The organism is Kyrpidia spormannii, assembly GCF_002804065.1.
Taxonomy (GTDB): domain Bacteria; phylum Bacillota; class Bacilli; order Kyrpidiales; family Kyrpidiaceae; genus Kyrpidia; species Kyrpidia spormannii.
Genome location: NZ_CP024955.1, coordinates 572,654 through 589,466 on the forward strand (window position 1 = coordinate 572,654; position 16,813 = coordinate 589,466).

Below are 16,813 nucleotides of genomic sequence, written 5' to 3' on the forward strand. Positions count from 1 at the left end.
TTGTCCCTTCACGTTCCTTTATAATAAAAGAAAACGCGGGGGTTGCCATGGATAATCAGCTGTACCGCTTACTCAAACTCATCACGCTGATTCAGGCATACCCGGGGATTCGGGCCAAGCGACTCGCCGCAGAATGCGAGGTCACCGAGCGGACGATCTACCGGGACATCGATCGGCTCGCCCAGATTACGACGATTTCGAAGGGGCGCCGCGGTGAAGGTTACCGCTTTGTGGGACAGTTCGCCCTGTATCCCCTGGATCTTACCGAAGAGGAAATCGCCGGGCTCCAGGCGGTGGCCGCCTGGGTGGAAACCGCCCACAGGCCGTTGCCGCCGGGGTGGAAAACAGCGTATCAGAAAGTCATGGCCGCTCACGCCAAGGAAAAGAAGGTCAACCAGGGATTCCTGGAGCGCGTCGGGGATGTGGTGCGGTTGGGGAACCCGGCCTGGGCGCCAGAAACGCCCAACGTTTTTCCCGAATTGCTCCAGGCGGTGATACACCGGCGACCGGTGAAAGCCCTGTATCATTCCCAGAGCCGGGACCAAACCGGTTGGCGCCGGATCGATCCTTATTACCTCATCCCCCGGGAACACCGGTTTTATGTGATCGGCTATTGTCACACCCGCAAGGAATTTCGCACTTTCCGGGTCAGTCGGTTTCACGAGCTTCGGGTCTTGGATGGCGAGTATGAAAAAAGGCCTTTTGATTTAAATGAATATATGAAATATACCTGGTCGATTGAGCGGGGGGCTTCTCTTATCCGGTTTGTCGTGAAATTCTCCCCCAAGGTGGCGCGTTATGTCAAGGAGGAAGAGTTGTTCCTCCGCCCCCAGATCCGCGAACTTCCAGACGGATCACTCTGGTTTCAAGTCGTCGTGAACGGGGCGAGCGAATTTTTGCGCTGGTTGTGGACCTACGGCCCGGACGCTGAGATCCTTGAGCCGAAGCAGTATCGCGATCATATGGTCGGCATCTTACGGCAATGGCTGGAAAAGTATGAAAGGGCCCAGCAAGGCTAAATCCATCGGGAGAGTCCGGCTCCCCCTTGCTGTGGCCCGGCAAGGCGGCTACAATACGGAAGTATCTTTTTTTAATGATCTATCCGTAGAAAAGAGGCGACCGGGAATGCAGGGGGAGCGGGGGACGTTATGGTCCCTGTGGGCCGTGGCGGCCACGTGGGGGATTAACGTGGTGATGGTGAAGTATCTGACGGGGATGTTTTCTCCCGTGGCGCTGGTGGCATTGCGGATCACGATGGCCGCCGTTCTCCTTCTCGTATTGTGGCGATGGCGCTGGAGTGGCGGGGCGGGGTGGCCCAAGGACAGGAAAGCGTGGATCGGGATTTTTGCCGCCGGGTTCCTCAGTATTTATCTTCATCAGTTGTGTTTGGCCACCGGGGTGCGGTGGGCGTCGGCGGGGGTGGCATCGATCATTTTGGCCATGAATCCGCTCATTACCAGTGTTTCTGCTCACTGGTTGTTCGGGGAGTCCTTTGGATGGCGCCAAGCGATGGGGGTGTTGTTGGGCTTCGGGGGAGTATCCCTGGCGGTACTCCGGGGCGGAGAGGCGTGGATAGCGGGTCCCGAGGCGCTCCGGGGGGAGGCCTTGGTTTTCGTGGCCATGCTCGTTTACGTGGCCGGGGGACTGGTGATCCGGTGGATTGGCCCTCGGGCGGGGGCCATGGAAATCACCACGTTCTCCCACTTGTTTGCCTCGGTGTTGCTTTTGGGGACTGCGACGGGAACGGGGGTGTGGGGCGAAGATGCGGGGTGGCCCCTGGATGTTTGGCCTTGGATCGTGATGATCCTGTCAGGGTGGGGAGCGACGGCTCTTGGGACGATGTTTTGGAATGTCGGGATCCAGCGGATTGGCGCGACTCGAACCAGTATCTTCCTCAACACGACCCCCGCCGCCGGGGTGATCTTTGGCGGAATCTTTCTTCATGAACACATCGGGATCCCGGAGGTGGCGGGGCTTTTGCTGGTGGTGGCGGGCGTGTACCTGGGTTCCCGAAAGAGTGCCGTGCGCCCCCCGAAGGGCGCCGCGCCTTCGACCGGGGCTATTTCTCGTTGACAATGGGCCGGAGAGGGCCGGAACCGGAGGGCTCAAGGGGCCGGAGCCACTGTCGCGCACTGCCGATATAACGATTTACCCCTCATCTTCGTCCTAAGGTACGGCCGGTCTGTCGAAAGAAGAGGACATCGACGGGGATGGCTGAGGCTCCTTTGGCCGACGACGGTGCGGGTGGAGCTTCTTTTTTTGTCCCTTTGCGAGCGAGTTCGGGGGCGGCTTGGAGGTGCTGGGATGGAAAGTGACGAAGCGTTGGCCCGGGCTTTTGCAGAGGGTCATACCGGATCCTTTGAAGTCCTTGTTTATCGATACCATCGCCCGATTCACGCTTATATCCAGCGCCTTCTGGGAAGAACGGAGCCGGCGGAGGATCTGGTGCAGGAGACGTTCTTTCGGTTCGTCCGGGAGGTACAACGGGGACGAGTGCCGGAGCGGGTTCGCCCGTGGCTCTACCGGGTGGCGACGAATTTGTGCCGGGATTACTGGAAAGCGGCGGAGCGGCGTTCGGAGCCCGGGCTGCCCGAGGACTGGAGCCCGGCGGTGCTGGAGAAACCCTCGGTGTCGGAGATCTATGAGCGCCTGGAAACCCGGCAGATGATCCGGGATGCCTTAGATGAACTTTCCGAGATCCAGAAGCGTATGGTCATCTTGCGATTTTATCAGGACCTGACGTACCGGGAGATCGCCGAGGTGTTGGAGGTGCCGGAGGGGACTGTCAAAGCATACCTGTTCAAGGCGCTGCGCCACCTTCGGGAGGTCTTTGAGCAGAGGGAGCCGATGGGAAAAGGGGGCGAAGGGATTGCGGCCAGGGCAATATCCAGGCGATGACAGGCTCGATTCGGAGTTGATGGAGCTGGAGCGGATGATGCGCCCCCGTTTGGCGCCCTATCCGGTGAAAGAGCCCACCCCGGAGGAAAGCCGTCAATTGGTGCAGCACCTTCTGCAGCGCGCCGAGCGGCAGGACCCTCTGTCGGATCTGGAAACCCGGGGAGTAAGGCGGCGGATGCTCTCCTTGGGACAGTTCATCCGGCTTCAGATGGGGACTTACGGATGGGGATTCTGGGCGGTGAGCCTGGTGATTTTTGTGCTGCTCACCCTTTCTGCGACCCAGATGTCCCAGGGGCATGGAGAGTCGTCTCTGAATCTCTATGCCATGATTTTGCCAGGTTATGTGGTGGCAGCTGCGGTTTACGGTCGGGTATCCGGAGATCGGGGCATGCGGCTGGTGGAGAATACCGTGCCGTTCCCGCCGGCGCTGCTTTGGCTCATACGGGTTCTGGTGGTGACGGGGTTGAACATCGCCTTCGGGGTTCTGGGGACGGCGCTTTTGGCGTTTACCGTGCGTGGGATGGAGCCTTTTTTGTTCTTGGTCCACTGGCTGTCCGCGGTGTTTGCTACGGGTGGGCTCACGGCCTGGGTGCTTTTTCGCCGGGGGGTTCGCCCGGCCATAGCCACGGGCATCGAGGTCTGGGCGCTGGCCGCGGTGCTTCAGCAGCCGTCTTTTCTGGGAGATACCGCGGCCTCTTGGGGAAGCGTGCTCTTGCTCGTCGCCGGCTTGGCGGCGATGGTGCGGGCCGGACGAAGGGGGTACGCGATGTGGAAGGCCTGGGCTGGAGTTCCCGGCTTGGTCGGGTGGCCTCTACACCGCCGAGGGTAGAAGGGCGGCCAGGAGGAGAAGCTGGATGATTACCATGGTCGATGTTCACTTTTGCCGGGAGGGGTTTTGTTTGGCCATCCCCGGCCGCCTGACTTTGGGGCGGGGGCTGACCCTGCTGGTCGGGCCCAATGGAGCAGGAAAATCAACCCTTCTCGAAGTGCTCTCCACGGCGGCGATGCCCGACCAAGGGGAAATCTGGTATCGGGATCGGCGGGTTATCGAGGACCTGGCTGGCATCCGGGGGACGATCGGCTATCTTCCCGCCGATTTTCAACCTTATTCTCATATGACGCCGAGGCGATTTCTTCAGTACATGGCCGTCCTCAAAGGGGTGGATCCGGGCATTGAGGTAGAGGAAAGGCTGGCGCGAACCGATCTCGTTCCCGTTTGCGACGTCAGAATTTCTAAACTGTCTGAGGGTACGAAGCGGCGGTTGGGCATTGCCCAGGCTCTTCTCGGGTCCCCGGAGGTTCTATTGCTCGACGAACCACTTACCCACCTGGACGGAGTTGAGCGGCGTAAAATGATCGAGTTTTTGACTCGATACGCCAGAGGCCGCACGGTGGTAGCCGTCAGTCACGAACTGGATGAATGGGATCATGTGGATCAGATCGTGTGGCTCGAGCAGGGTCAGCCTGTTTTTTTCGGGCCACCGGCGCTATGGGTGACGGGGTTGGGGGAAAAAGTGTGGTCTAAGGTGCTCGATCCCGAAGAGCTCGAAGGGCTGGAGTCTCGTCGGATCCTCGCCTGGCGGTGGACAGGGGACCGCGTCCGGGTACGTTTGTTTGCCCGGATGGCGCCCGGGGACGGGTTTCGGGAAGAAACACCCACTCTCCAAGAGGCCTACGTGATTCGGCGGGAGGAGCGGCGGATCGGTCCCTAGGCTTGCGGCCTCCTGTCCTGGTCCGACTGGCGGTTGTCGAAGGTTGCGGAAAAAGGGTGAAGCAGGGTCGCAGTCGTTCTGTCGCATGCGTCTTACGCCCAAGTCGCGTCCTCCATCGGTGTGATGCCGTCAAGGATATAGCTCAATTCGTTGGCAAAATGAAGGGAAAGAGGTTCGGGGAGACGGCTCAGAGCCTCCCGGATCCCCAAGCGCTCCAAAGCGTCATCCAAAGATTCCGGCTTTTCGCTCATGACCTCAAAATATTGGCGCACTTCATCGACAAAATCGTAGAAGGCGGCACCAAAGCGGAGAGAGTCGTCCTCCAGAGATTCGAGATCGGCGGTTTGTAAGCGATTCCACTGTTCCAACAGTTGACTCACACGATCCTTGACCACCTCTTCCATCGTTGTTCCCTCCTTGGTTTCCCCGCAGTGGTGTTTCCTTGGGGGATTGTGAAAGGATTCACGAACCTCCGGCTCTACCCGGAAGTTTCGTATCTTTATTCTACACCCTCGGGGATCCCAGAAGATCGAAAAAATCGTGAACTGTATGTCAAAACTTCGACATAATGAGTCTTGGTAGGCAACACCTTTGGATGAGGGGCTCCCCGCCAAAACCACCATAGGGTTCGGCGAGGAGGCCGTAGAAACTTTTGCCCCCCTTCACACCTCCGGAGGACGCCGGTCCGCCCGAGGACGGGTTTTCTCCAGTTGGGCGGCCAGGCGGCAGAGCGAATCTTCCTGGTCGGAAAGACAGAAAGCCCGGGCCAGACCCCGGGGCTTTGCAGGTTATTTCACGCTTGGCACAGCGTCCAAGGTCACCTCTTCCTGGGGTTTGACTGCAGCTACTTTTTCGTCCCCGGGCATCAAGGGCCGGCCCGTTTTCACGACAAATCGGAGCCAACTGCCGGCCATCCAGGATGTGACCAGGGCCAACATGACCAGTACGGCGAAAAAGGGTTCGCTGATGAGCCCCAGGGAGAAGGCCACCGTGGATAGCACGATCCCCGGTCCGCCCCGGGCGTTCATCGCCGCCGCGAGGTTCATACTGGTGAGCCGATCGAGATGGAGCAACCGACAGGTGAGGTACACCACGGTACCCTGTACCGCCGTTGCGAAAAGGAGATAGAGGAGGAAAAAACCCAGGGGGAATTGTCTCGCCAAATCGAGTTGCAGCCCCACCATGGCAAAATAAAGCGGGATGAAAAAGGAGAAAGAGATCTCGCGAATGCTGTTTTCCACGCGATCGAAGAGATGCTCCGGAAAGGCGAGTTTGACGGCGATGCCGGCGAGCAGCGCCCCAAACATCACGTCCACACCTAGGTAGCCGGCGAGGAGGGCCAGCATGAGCAGGATCGCCAAAATATAGCCGAGAAAAGAGGCCCGTACGAGAATGTTAAACCGGTTTCCATTGATCAGCCGAAGCACTCGGGGCAAAACGAGTAAACAGACGGCGATCAGCCCGAAGGTAGCCCCTGTGCTCCGGAGGACGGTGGCGATTCCTTGATGGGACTCGGCGCCAGCGAGTCCCGCAGCCAGGGCCAGCCCCACCCACAAGAGAGTGTCATGGATTCCCGCCACAGCCACCACGAGCTTGGCAAATCGAGTGTGCATCACCCCGAGATCGAACAAGATTTTGGAGATGACCGGAATGGATGTTACGGCGATGGAGATGGCAACCACGATTTTAAAAGCGAGTAGGCTTTGGGCCGGACCCAGGAGATCGGCAGGATTCATGAATCCCGTGAACACCCATCCCCCTGCGAAAGGAATCAGCGTAGACCCGGCGAGAATCGCCAATCCAATGGACGTATCGCCCCGGTTAAACTTGGGTTGGAATTTAAGGCCGGAATTAAACATGAGGAAGATCAACCCGAGTTGGTAAACCAAGCCGAGCAGCTTTCCTTGGGCCGGGAACCCCTGGTACAGCCACTGGAAGGTGTCCGGGGCAAAGTGTCCGAATACCGTCGGCCCGAGCACCAGTCCCCCGGCTACCTCGCCGATCACCCGGGGCACTGTGAACCGCTCCGCCAGGTAACCAAGGACGTTCGCGGCGACCAGCAGGGTGAGCAGGCTGAGCAGAAACCGCGTCATCTCGATGCCCGTTAAGCCCATCGACGATCCCTCCTTAGACATTCTCCTTTTGGTGCCACCGATGTGGCGGTTCGTGCACTGTGCTTGACACCATATTCCAGGACAAGGGTCGCCGGACAGGGCGGACTGCCCCGGATGACCACACATTTTCACGGGAGTATGTTTCCGAATCAAAGAGTTTGCGGGACTCTCGGACGTGGCAGGGAATCGAGATGGGAACGTCGAATATAGCAAACATTGGCATAGGAAACCCTGGCAGTGGCACAGGCTTGTCGGCAGATTTTTTCAATTGACAGAAAGGAGGCATTGTTGTGAAGGCTGTTCGCGGAGTGGTGGATTATCTGGTGTCGGGGGGAGTGTCGTACATCTTTGGAATTCCAGCGGGGTCCGTGAATGCCTTTTTCGATGAGCTGTACGATGTGCCGGAGATCGAGCCTGTGGTGGCCAAGCACGAGGGTGCGGCGAGTTACATGGCTGCCGCCTATGCCCGGGCCACCGGACATTTGGGGGTCTGTATCGGATCCAGTGGCCCCGGGAGCACGAATCTTTTGACGGGTGCCGCCAATGCGTCCCGGGAGCACCTGCCGGTCCTTTTTTTGACGGGCCATGTGCCCGTGGACGCCATTGGGCGCAATGCGTCCCAGGAGTTTGATAGTGAGGCCGTGTACAAGCCCTTTGTAAAATACAGTGTGACGGTGAGGAGGCCGGAAGATCTGGTCGATGAAGTGGCAAAGGCCGTGACGATCGCCTTGTCTGGGGTGCCGGGGCCGGTACACGTGGCCATGCCCATCGACGTCCAATTGTCGGAGGCCGAAGAGCTGCCGCTTCCCGCCTTTCCCAGGCGCGAAAAGGTGTTGCCGGACCCCGAGGCGGTCCGCGAGGCCGCTGTCAGGCTGGCACAAACTCCGGGGGTGGTTTTCGTCGGTCAGGGAGCCCGCCGGGCGATTCCGGAGGTCATCGAGACGGCAGAACTTTTGGGGTGGCCCATCGTGGTCACGCCCCAGGCCAAAGGGTTGATTCCAGAGAGTTACCCCGGGTACATAGGAGTGTATGGGTTTGCGGGACATGAGAAAGCCGCGGAGTGGGTGAACGATCACCCCGAGAGGGCGTTGTTGATCGTCGGCTCGAGCCTCGGAGAGACGGCGACAAGCAACTATAGCAAGCCCCTAGGGGAGAGGCAGCTGATTGTTCAGATCGATTTTGACAAGACGGTATTCGGCCGAACGTATCGATGTGACGTACCCCTCCGTGGCGATGCGGACGTGACCTTGCAATGGCTGAACCGGGAGTTGCGGGAGTTGGGGCTATGCCGCCACGCCCGGGGAACGCAACCCGTCGCCCTCGAATCCGTGCCGTCGGAATTCAAAACCCAGAATGTGCTCCTCGCCCTTCAGCGATATTTGCCCCAGAACACCCGCTATACCGTCGACATCGGTGAGCACATGTCTTATGTCATTCATTACATGCGGGTCCTGGACTACGATTCCTATGAAATTAACGTGCACTTTGGCCCGATGGGGATCGCCATTGGGTCGGCCATCGGGTATGCCCTCGCCGATCCCACCCGTCCAGTGGTGTGCATCACAGGAGACGGGTGTTTCTTTATGCACGGTATGGAGGTCCTCACCGCAAAGGAGTATCGGTTGCCCATCCTGTTTATCGTGATCAACAACGCCCGGCTCGGGATGGTGCATCACGGACATCTTTTGCAATATCATCGCGCCCACCCCCGGTTTCAACAAGATCCCGTGAACATCGCCGGCATGGCGGCCCACCTGGGTGTCCCCGCTTTACGGGTGGAGAGGTTTGAGGATCTTGCCGATCCCCGGGTGGAGAATCTGTTGCAGGCGGACGGACCCGTGGTTTTGGACGTCGCCTTGGTGGACGACCAGGTGCCTCCCATGGGGGATCGGGTTAAGTTTCTATCATCTTTTGGCCGTTGAACCCAGCAGCCCCTGTAATTTGGACTGGTAGGACACTTCGGCACCCACGGCGGTACAGTTGTCCGCGGCGCGGGGATCGATGGGGAGCAGAATCTTCACCGTGGTCCCCGCCCCCACCTCACTTTCAAAATGCATCTGTCCTCCGTGACTCTCGATGATCTGGTAACTCATGGTCAACCCCAAACCCACCCCTTTCTCTTTGGTGGTGAAAAAGGGCTCCCCCAGGCGGGGGAGGCTGTCCTCGGGGATCCCCGTCCCTTCATCGATGACCCGGATAAGAATGGTCCGATCGTCCTCTCGCCTGGCTTGTACCACGATCTGTCCGCCGCGGGGCATCGCCTCTATGGCGTTTTTTAATAAATTCACCAGCACCTGCTTGAGACGGTTTTCGTCGCAGAGAACGGCGGGGAGGGCCGGATCACAGTCAGTGGTGATTTGGACGTTGCTCAAGATAGCCTGGGTACGCAAAAGAGCGACCACCGTCTCGATCAACACTTTGAGGTCGTGAAATTGAAACTGCACGTCCACGGGTTTCGCCAGGATCAGCAGTTCGTTGATGATCAACTCGATCCGGTCCAACTCGGAGAGCATGATGTTGAAATATTCATCTTTTGTGTGGACATTGGATTGAAGCAACTGGACGAACCCCTTCAAAGCCGTGAGGGGGTTGCGGATCTCATGAGCTACCCCCGCCGCGAGCTGCCCCACGACCGACAGCTTTTCCGATTTAATCATCAGCTCCTCGGAGCGCTTCCGTTCGGTGACATCTTTAAAAACCACCACAGCCCCCTGGATCTTTCCATCGTCCCTCATCGGTGTGCTCACATAATCCACGGGAAAGGTGGATCCGTCTTTGCGGCGGAACAATTCATCGGTGACCTGGCTCGGATGGCCGGTTTCGATGGGAGACAGGATGGGGCACACAGCGAGGGTGCACCCTTTGTCTTCGCTTTTTCCGTGCCAGAAGACGTCGTGTTGCGGCAGGCCGATGATTTCCCCAGGCTCTCGCCCCACGAGACGGGCGGCAGCGGGATTGCAGAAGGTGACCCTTCCATTCTCGTCCAATCCGTAGATCCCTTCGGTGACGGAATCCAGGATCAAGGTTGTCCGGGTGGAGAGTTTGCGCAGTTCCTCCACCAGGTTTTCCAACATGCGGTTTTTCTCCTCGAGTTCGGTGGTCCGCTGGCGCACCATGGCCTCCAGTTGTTCAAAACGCATGGCGTTGGACAATGCCGTGGAGGTGGCGTCCACAATGGATTCGGCCAGGCGCATTTGGGTCTCGGTGTAGCTGCGTGGGACGCCAAGGCTGACCACTGCGACGACGCCGAGTACGTCCCCGGCCACCACGAGGGGGATCATGTACACACCGCGAATACCAAATCGCTCACAGGCCTCGCGGTTAGGCCGGGGGTCCTTCTCCACATCGGGCACCAAGGCGGAACGTTTGCTCCGAATGACGTCTTGGAATAGCAAGTCTTCTTCATAATTCAGTTGCAAATTTCGGTGGACGGCTTTCCAATCTTGTTCGGACCAGTCGGCGGTGTGGTTGAGCCGGACCGGCCGAAATCGCGCCCCGATGGCGTCGGCGATGTGAATGCCGATGTTGGGATTGTCCACAGCGCAGCTGACAAAACGGAAACAGACATTGAGCACTTCTTCGATGGTTTTACACAGGGATAGGTGATGCAGCGCATCGATGAGCAACTGCTTTTCCGTCAACAGAGCGTTGGCGTGCTGAAATAGTTTGGCATTGCGCAGGGCCACGGCGGCCATGTTCACATAAGCGGTGATGGACTCTATTTCCTCCTGGCTCAGGTACATGGGCGAACCGTGGTTGAACAGAAAGACGAGTCCGAATAATTCGTTATCGAAAGAGATCGGCACAACCAAAAGGGATCTCATCTGGAACCGCAGAATGACGTCGCGGTCTGGACGAGGGTCCAGGGCGGTGTCCGGTATGTAAATCATCTTTCTTTCCGATACCACTTGGGCGATGAGGGCATCTTTTGCCGGGTCTGCCACCAGTTGATCCAGGGTGATTCCCGCGATCTGGTCGGGTTTTCCCACGAAACCCCGGAAGGTGCCGTCGGGCTCCGCCAAGTAGATTCCTGCAGCCGTGCAGTGGATGATCTCCTCGGAGATGGCAGTGACCACGTGTTCTAACACGGCTCGCAAATCAAAGTTCGAATTGATCAACTGGGTGATCTGGGCGAGTCGCAGGTATCGGGTTTGATCGGACATGTCCACCCACTCCTGTCTACATTTGTATGAAAACTAGGAACGAAAACCCCCTGTTGTGAACACAGATCAGATCAAACTATGAAGGCCATGCTTCGATCCGCCATGGACGCTATGGCGTAGATCTAACCGTGCTACAGTCTGACCATCTCTCTATGAGCATATCAAAATTGCCTTTGCTTGACATCCCGTTTTCTCAGAATTCTTCCGGGAAACCGTGTCTACAGTCCGGGTTGGATCCCACCCCTTCCCCGCAAACAGGTATATTATTATAAAGAAGTGTTTGCGTCCTTCTCTGCGCCATGCCGCTGCAGGAAGCGCATGCATCTCTTATCAGAGATTTTATTCTTTGATAAACCTTCTCTACAAGCTGGACGGTGCGATTTTCTTAGGGCAAACTGTCTGCACCCATCACAAAGGGGGAAATGTTGGTTGACGTGGATGGAGGAATTGAAGACTCGGCTGCCAAAGGACGCGGTCTCGGTCAATCCAACGATTCTGGAGCAGCACGGCCGAGACGAATCGTATCATGCCCCTCATAACCCGGACGCGGTGGTGTTTGCCAAAAGTCGGGACGATGTGGTGGAGGTGATGCGCATCGCCGCCAAGCACCGGGTTCCGGTGATCCCTTTTGCGATCGGATCCAGCGTCGAAGGGCACGTGATCCCGGTCCAGGGAGGGATCAGCCTGGATGTCACGGCGATGAACCAAATTCTCGAAATTCGGCCCGAAGATTTTCTCGTTCGGGTTCAGCCCGGGGTAACCCGGACGCAATTGAACCGGGCGCTAAAACCCTATGGGCTGTTCTTTCCCGTCGATCCCGGCGCTGACGCGTCCCTGGGGGGAATGGCGGCGACCAATGCCAGCGGCACAACGACGGTGCGCTACGGGACGATGCGCGATCAGGTACGGGACCTGGAAGTGGTGTTGCCCGGGGGTGAGGTGATCCACACCGGCTCCTTGGCGGCGAAATCGTCGTCGGGGTATCATTTGACCGGGTTGTTTGTCGGTTCCGAGGGGACCCTGGGGGTGTTTACCGAACTGTGGCTCAGGGTGTATGGCCTGCCCGAGCGGGTGATGGCCATCCGGGCGGAATTTCCCGATGTGAGCGGATGTGTCAAGACAGCGACGGCGGTCCTCGGGGCGGGAATCCCCGTGGCCCGAATGGAGTTGGTGGATGAGCGCATTATCGAAGCGGTCAATGCGTACAAAGGGACTTCGTACCCGAAGGTACCCACGCTGTTTCTGGAGTTTCACGGAAATCCCGAGGGTCTGGAACGGGACGTGCAGACCGCCCGGGAGTTGGCCGAGGAGGAAGGGTGCTTGGGGTTTGCCTTCGATTCGGACGAGGAGTCCCGCCAGCAGTTGTGGGAGGCCCGGCATTCCGCAGCCCGGGCGTTCATGGCCCAGTATCCGGGTCGTGGCATGATGACGACCGATGTGTGCGTGCCGATTTCGAAGATGGCCCAGGCGGTCACCGACGCCAGGGAACTGCTCGATCGGGAGGGGGTGTACGGCGCCGTCCTCGGCCACATCGGCGACGGGAACTATCACGCCCTCATTGCCGTGGATACGAAAGATCCCGAGGATGTCGCGAGGGCGGAGGCGATCAATGAGCAGTTGGTGGAGTATGCCCTGGCCTGCGGGGGGACCTGCACGGGTGAGCACGGCGTCGGTCTTGGCAAGCGCAAATACCAAGAAAAAGAGCATGGGCGGGCTTTACTGGTGATGAAGGCCATCCGATCGGCCCTGGATCCCTTGGGAATCATGAATCCGGGTAAACTGATCGATTGATCCGGCGGCGACAACTTTCCAGTGGCATCTGCGGCGAGCAATCCGGCACCGGGAGTTCAGTGCCGGGACCAGTTCCGGTCTAGGGCAAACATATCCTCCTCATCGTGGGGGGATTCTGGACATTCGATCTGGACCGTGACGTGGCCGATGCCAAAGCGTTCTCCGGCAAGGATTTCCACTTCCTGGATCAAACGTTGCGTGTGGGCGACGGTGAGACAGCCGTCGACGACTACGTGAACGCTCATGGCGTGGCGATTGGACGAAAGACTCCAGATGTGCAAATCGTGGAGGCTACGGATGCCTGGGATGCTCTGGATGGCTTTGGCCACCTGACTGAACTCCACCGAAGGCGGCGTGGCCTCCATGAGAACAAGGCAGGAGTCCCGGGTCACCCGCCATGCCCCGGCGGCGACGGTCAGGGCGATCAGGATGCTGATAATGGGGTCGACCAGGGTCCATCCCGTGGTCATGATGATGAGACCGCCCAGGATGACCCCGCCTGAGGCCGCGGCGTCCCCGAGCACGTGCAACATGGCGCTGCGGATGTTTAGGTTGTGAGAGGCATTCCGCATGCCCCAGCCGATGTACAGGTTGATGATGACACCCATTGCTGCTGTGGCCAGAAGAATCGTGCTGTTGACGGGTTCTGGTTGGTTCAGCCGCCGATAGGCTTCGGTGCCGATCACCACGGCCACGACGATGAGGGTGACGGCGTTGAAGAGGGCGGCGAGGATGGCCGTGCGATGGTAACCGAAGGTCATGGCGCCGGTGGGCGGACTCTGGGATTTTCTCACGGCCCACCAAGCGATAAAGAGGGCGAACACGTCGGTGAGCATGTGCACGGCGTCGCTGAGCAACGCCAGGCTGTTTGACCACAGGCCTCCGATAACTTCTGCCAACAGCACGACAAATGCCAGAACCAAGGCTTGTTTGAGTTTGTCCTGGGCGACGTGAATCGAGTGGTCGTGGACATGGCCCGATTCCGGGCCGTGGTGATGTTGCATGGTTGTTCTTCCTTTCACAGGGCTGCAATGCTTCCCTTGAACCTTTCGCGGACATCCTCAAAGGCGACAATCTTACGGCGACCCCGGCGCAAATTTATAGCCGACCCCGAAGACCGTAAGGATATAGGTCGGGTTTTTCGGATCGGGTTCGATCTTCTGCCGCAAATTCTTGATATGTTGGTCGATCGTACGCACATCCCCCTCGTAGTCGAATCCGCCCAGTTTGAGAATCAATTCTTCCCGGGTCAACGGGCGATCCGGGTGGCGGGCGAGAGTCAGGAGAAGGCGGTATTCGAAGGGGGTCAACGGGACAAGCTCCCCTTTGCGGTAGACTTTCTGGCGCCCGGCGTCGATCACCAGTTCCCCGTCGCGAAAGGTGACGGTGTCCGCCAACAGCTCTTCGGGGGACACCCGGCGGAGAATGGCTTGAATTCGGGCCACCAGTTCCCGGGGGCTGAAGGGTTTGGTCACATAATCGTCAGCCCCCAGGGACAAACCGCGTATGCGGTCCGTTTCCCCGGCTTTTGCCGTGAGCATGAGGATGGGCACTGCCGTGTGGGCGCGGATCTTTTTGCACAATTCTTCACCGGGCATGTCTGGCAGCAGGAGATCCAGGATGACCAAATCTGCGGGCTCTTGTTGCAATAAGTCCCATGCCTCATCTGCCCTCGCCGCTTGAAGTGGGCGGTAACCGGCCTTCTCCAGGTAAGAAGCGATCACATCCCGCAGTTTCTGCTCATCTTCGACGATGAGAATGTTTCTCGGTTTTCGGTTCACCATCCACGCCCCCTTCGTCGGCACCGCCCCAGCTTAAGTATATGGTACCATACGGATATTCAGCTTGCAGTGGGGAAGGTGAAGACCTGTGGTTCGTTTCGAAAGCCTCCGGACCCGATTGACCGCCCTTTTTCTCGCTGTGGCGGCGGGGAGTGCCCTGATGACCGGCCTCATCGTTCTCGTCGAGGCACATTTTCATTTTCAGATGTATGAGCGGCAGATCAAAGAGGGCGGTTACGCGGTGCATGTCCTGAATGTGCATCTTGAACAAGCCCTGCAGCAGTCGGTGGGGTGGACGTCCATCGGCATGGTCATTCTCGCCAGTGCGGTCAGCGTGTACGTGGCCAGGCGAATTGCCGGGCCCCTGGTGGAGATGACCCGAACTGCCGGGCGAATGGCGGCCGGAGAACTGGACGTTCGAGTCGCGGTGGCGGGGCGGGATGAGGTGGCGGAATTGGGGAGAGCCCTGAACCATCTGGCCGAGTCTCTCGCTTGCCAGGAGGATTCGCGGAAAACCATGACAGCGGACATTGCTCACGAATTGCGGACTCCACTGGCGACATTGAAAAGCCACCTTGAAGCCTTTTTGGATGGGGTGTGGGAGCCCGATGCAGTTCGTTTGCGCGGCTGCTATGAGGAGATTGAACGCCTGATTCGCCTGGTCCGGGATGTGGAGGCGCTGGCGGAGTTGGAGGCCCCCAGCTTTCGTCTGCAGCCGACCAGAGTGAATTTGTGTGAGGTCTTGGGCCGGGCGCTCGCCCTTTATCGCCCGAGTTATTTTCAAAAAGGTGTCGATCTTGAGTTGGAGTGCACCGAGCCGGTGTGGGCGGAAGCCGATCCCGAGCGATTGACTCAGGTTTTCACGAATCTTCTGTCCAATGCGCTCAAAGCGACGCCGCAAGGGGGAAAGGTTACGGTGAGTGCGGGGAATGCCGGGGTTTGGAGGGTGATCCGGGTTCGAGATACCGGGCGTGGCATGCCGCCCCAGGAGGTCACGAGAGTGTTTGAGCGATTTTATCAGGTGGGTCAAGGGCGTTCCCGGGACGGGGGGTCGGGGATCGGACTGACCATCGTGAAGCGGATCGTCGATGCGCACGGCGGAAGGGTGCAGATTCACAGCGAGTTGGGAAAGGGAACGGTCGTTCGGGTGGATTTGCCTGGCTGCGGCCGGGATGATGAGTGATGTGGAGTACCAGGGTTACCACAGCCCGTATCCGGTGGGTAAAGCCAGGGCAGGTGAACAATCAAGGGAAATTAGACTGCAAAGGGTCCGGGATATCCCCGGGCCCTTTTGCAGCTGTTTACACAAACACGACCGTCTTGTTTTTATACGTCAGAATCCGGTCTTCCAGGTGCCAGGCCACGGCCCGGGCCAAGACGACCCGCTCGATGTGCCGCCCGATCCGTTTGAGATCTTCGACGCTGTCCCGGTGATTCACCCGTTGCACATCCTGTTCGATGATCGGGCCTTCGTCCAGATTGGCCGTCACATAGTGGGCCGTGGCACCGATCAGTTTGACCCCCCGCTCATAGGCTCGCTCGTAGGGATTGGCCCCGACAAAGGCCGGTAAGAACGAGTGATGGATGTTGATAATCCGATTGGGATATGCCGACACGAACTCTGTGGAAAGAATTTGCATGTACCTGGCGAGGACGACGAGATCCACCCGGTAGTTCTTAAGGATTTCGAGTTGGCGGCGTTCGGCCTCGGCTTTAGTCTCTCGGGTGACCGGCACGTGATAAAAGGGCAGGCCGAAGGTGGCGGCGACCTCCCTGAGGTCCGGATGGTTGCTGATGACCACCACCGGATCTCCGGATAGATCCCCGGCCTGCCATTGCCAGAGGAGCTCCCGGAGGCAATGGTCCATCTTGGAGACAAAAATCGCGATTCGTTTTCTTTCCCGGGCGTAACGGATCTCCCCCTGCATGTCCAGGGGCCGGGCGGTCCGGGCGAATCCTTCCTCCAGTTCCCGGCGGCGGTCGGACAGGTGGGGCAGGTCGAATTCCACGCGCATGAACAGGCGGCCGCCGTCCGGGTCGGTAGAATACTGGTCCATACGAACGATGTTGGCATTCATGCCATACAGAAACTGGGAAATCGCCGCCACCACGCCCGGGCGATCGGGACAGGACACGAGGATTCTCGCCCGATCTGCCACCGCGGTGTCGGAAATGGCCGGGGCGTGGCCGGGGTCGACGGGTGTGCGGCCGTGGCTCAATGTGATTCTCCTTCCCCTGTGATGTTGCCGATTCTTTAATAGTAGATCATTCGCTGCGTTTTGGGTACCGCCTGTTGCAGGGATGGGGAAAAATAAAAGGATTGGCCCGCCCTGGAAGGGCGGACCGGCTTTTGC

At 58.7% G+C, this 16,813-nt stretch carries 13 protein-coding genes and 1 pseudogene; 8 read left to right on the forward strand and 6 right to left on the reverse strand.

The features are described 5' to 3' along the window. Nucleotides 1-47 precede the first annotated feature (47 nt). The 5 genes and pseudogenes from CVV65_RS02885 to CVV65_RS02905 form a co-directional block, all read left to right on the forward strand. On the forward strand, nucleotides 48-1,019 hold the full coding sequence (locus CVV65_RS02885) for a helix-turn-helix transcriptional regulator (protein WP_232796694.1): 972 nt from the start codon (nucleotides 48-50) through the stop codon (nucleotides 1,017-1,019). Nucleotides 1,020-1,125: 106 nt separating this feature from the next. After that, on the forward strand, nucleotides 1,126-2,073 hold the full coding sequence (locus tag CVV65_RS02890) for a DMT family transporter (protein ID WP_198592106.1): 948 nt from the start codon (nucleotides 1,126-1,128) through the stop codon (nucleotides 2,071-2,073). 231 nt (nucleotides 2,074-2,304) lie between these two features. Next, nucleotides 2,305-2,898, forward strand: a complete 594-nt coding sequence (locus CVV65_RS02895) for an RNA polymerase sigma factor (protein WP_100666862.1) — start codon at nucleotides 2,305-2,307, stop codon at nucleotides 2,896-2,898. After that, complete coding sequence (locus CVV65_RS02900) at nucleotides 2,870-3,727, forward strand: hypothetical protein (protein ID WP_100666863.1); 858 nt, start codon at nucleotides 2,870-2,872, stop codon at nucleotides 3,725-3,727. The genes CVV65_RS02895 and CVV65_RS02900 overlap by 29 nt, the downstream gene beginning before the upstream one ends. A gap of 88 nt (nucleotides 3,728-3,815) precedes the next feature. Beyond that, nucleotides 3,816-4,610, forward strand: a pseudogene (locus tag CVV65_RS02905) (ATP-binding cassette domain-containing protein); the annotation flags it as partial. A 92-nt stretch (nucleotides 4,611-4,702) separates the two neighbouring features. Here CVV65_RS02905 and CVV65_RS02910 read toward each other — a convergent pair. Beyond that, nucleotides 4,703-5,014: a hypothetical protein gene (locus CVV65_RS02910; protein ID WP_100666865.1), complete on the reverse strand. Its 312-nt coding sequence runs from the start codon at nucleotides 5,012-5,014 to the stop codon at nucleotides 4,703-4,705. A gap of 384 nt (nucleotides 5,015-5,398) precedes the next feature. After that, entirely contained in the window at nucleotides 5,399-6,724 is a 1,326-nt protein-coding gene (locus tag CVV65_RS02915; protein WP_100666866.1) for a cation:proton antiporter, read from the reverse strand. A gap of 290 nt (nucleotides 6,725-7,014) precedes the next feature. On the opposite strand from CVV65_RS02915, the gene CVV65_RS02920 reads away from it, so the two are divergent. Then, the gene (locus tag CVV65_RS02920; RefSeq protein WP_100666867.1) at nucleotides 7,015-8,646 is read left to right on the forward strand and encodes a thiamine pyrophosphate-binding protein; all 1,632 of its coding nucleotides are present in this window, start codon (nucleotides 7,015-7,017) and stop codon (nucleotides 8,644-8,646) included. On the opposite strand, the gene CVV65_RS02925 is transcribed toward CVV65_RS02920, so the two are convergent. Then, nucleotides 8,629-10,887, reverse strand: a complete 2,259-nt coding sequence (locus tag CVV65_RS02925; protein ID WP_100666868.1) for an ATP-binding protein — start codon at nucleotides 10,885-10,887, stop codon at nucleotides 8,629-8,631. The genes CVV65_RS02920 and CVV65_RS02925 overlap by 18 nt on opposite strands. Before the next feature lie 429 nt (nucleotides 10,888-11,316). Between CVV65_RS02925 and CVV65_RS02930 the strand changes: the two genes are divergently transcribed. Then, nucleotides 11,317-12,678, forward strand: coding sequence for an FAD-binding oxidoreductase (locus tag CVV65_RS02930; RefSeq protein WP_407928382.1), 1,362 nt, complete (start codon nucleotides 11,317-11,319; stop codon nucleotides 12,676-12,678). 56 nt (nucleotides 12,679-12,734) lie between these two features. Here CVV65_RS02930 and CVV65_RS02935 read toward each other — a convergent pair whose 3' ends face one another. Then, the gene (locus CVV65_RS02935; RefSeq protein WP_100666869.1) at nucleotides 12,735-13,682 is read right to left on the reverse strand and encodes a cation diffusion facilitator family transporter; all 948 of its coding nucleotides are present in this window, start codon (nucleotides 13,680-13,682) and stop codon (nucleotides 12,735-12,737) included. A 72-nt stretch (nucleotides 13,683-13,754) separates the two neighbouring features. Further along, complete coding sequence (locus CVV65_RS02940; RefSeq protein ID WP_232796695.1) at nucleotides 13,755-14,459, reverse strand: response regulator transcription factor; 705 nt, start codon at nucleotides 14,457-14,459, stop codon at nucleotides 13,755-13,757. 88 nt (nucleotides 14,460-14,547) lie between these two features. Between CVV65_RS02940 and CVV65_RS02945 the strand changes: the two genes are divergently transcribed. Then, a complete protein-coding gene (locus CVV65_RS02945) occupies nucleotides 14,548-15,642 on the forward strand; it encodes a sensor histidine kinase (RefSeq protein ID WP_232796696.1) in 1,095 nt (364 codons plus the stop codon). A 118-nt stretch (nucleotides 15,643-15,760) separates the two neighbouring features. Here CVV65_RS02945 and purU read toward each other — a convergent pair whose 3' ends face one another. Beyond that, complete coding sequence (purU, locus tag CVV65_RS02950; protein WP_100669130.1) at nucleotides 15,761-16,633, reverse strand: formyltetrahydrofolate deformylase; 873 nt, start codon at nucleotides 16,631-16,633, stop codon at nucleotides 15,761-15,763. Nucleotides 16,634-16,813: the final 180 nt, after the last annotated feature.

Excerpts from the sequence above, each read along its gene's own strand:
- CVV65_RS02885 (WP_232796694.1), top strand. The coding sequence starts at position 48 with ATGGATAATCAGCTGTACCGCTTACTCAAACTCATCACGCTGATTCAG.
- CVV65_RS02890 (WP_198592106.1), top strand. The coding sequence starts at position 1,126 with ATGCAGGGGGAGCGGGGGACGTTATGGTCCCTGTGGGCCGTGGCGGCC.
- CVV65_RS02895 (WP_100666862.1), top strand. The coding sequence starts at position 2,305 with ATGGAAAGTGACGAAGCGTTGGCCCGGGCTTTTGCAGAGGGTCATACC.
- CVV65_RS02910 (WP_100666865.1), bottom strand. The coding sequence starts at position 5,014 with ATGGAAGAGGTGGTCAAGGATCGTGTGAGTCAACTGTTGGAACAGTGG.
- CVV65_RS02915 (WP_100666866.1), bottom strand. The coding sequence starts at position 6,724 with ATGGGCTTAACGGGCATCGAGATGACGCGGTTTCTGCTCAGCCTGCTC.
- CVV65_RS02925 (WP_100666868.1), bottom strand. The coding sequence starts at position 10,887 with ATGTCCGATCAAACCCGATACCTGCGACTCGCCCAGATCACCCAGTTG.
- CVV65_RS02935 (WP_100666869.1), bottom strand. The coding sequence starts at position 13,682 with ATGCAACATCACCACGGCCCGGAATCGGGCCATGTCCACGACCACTCG.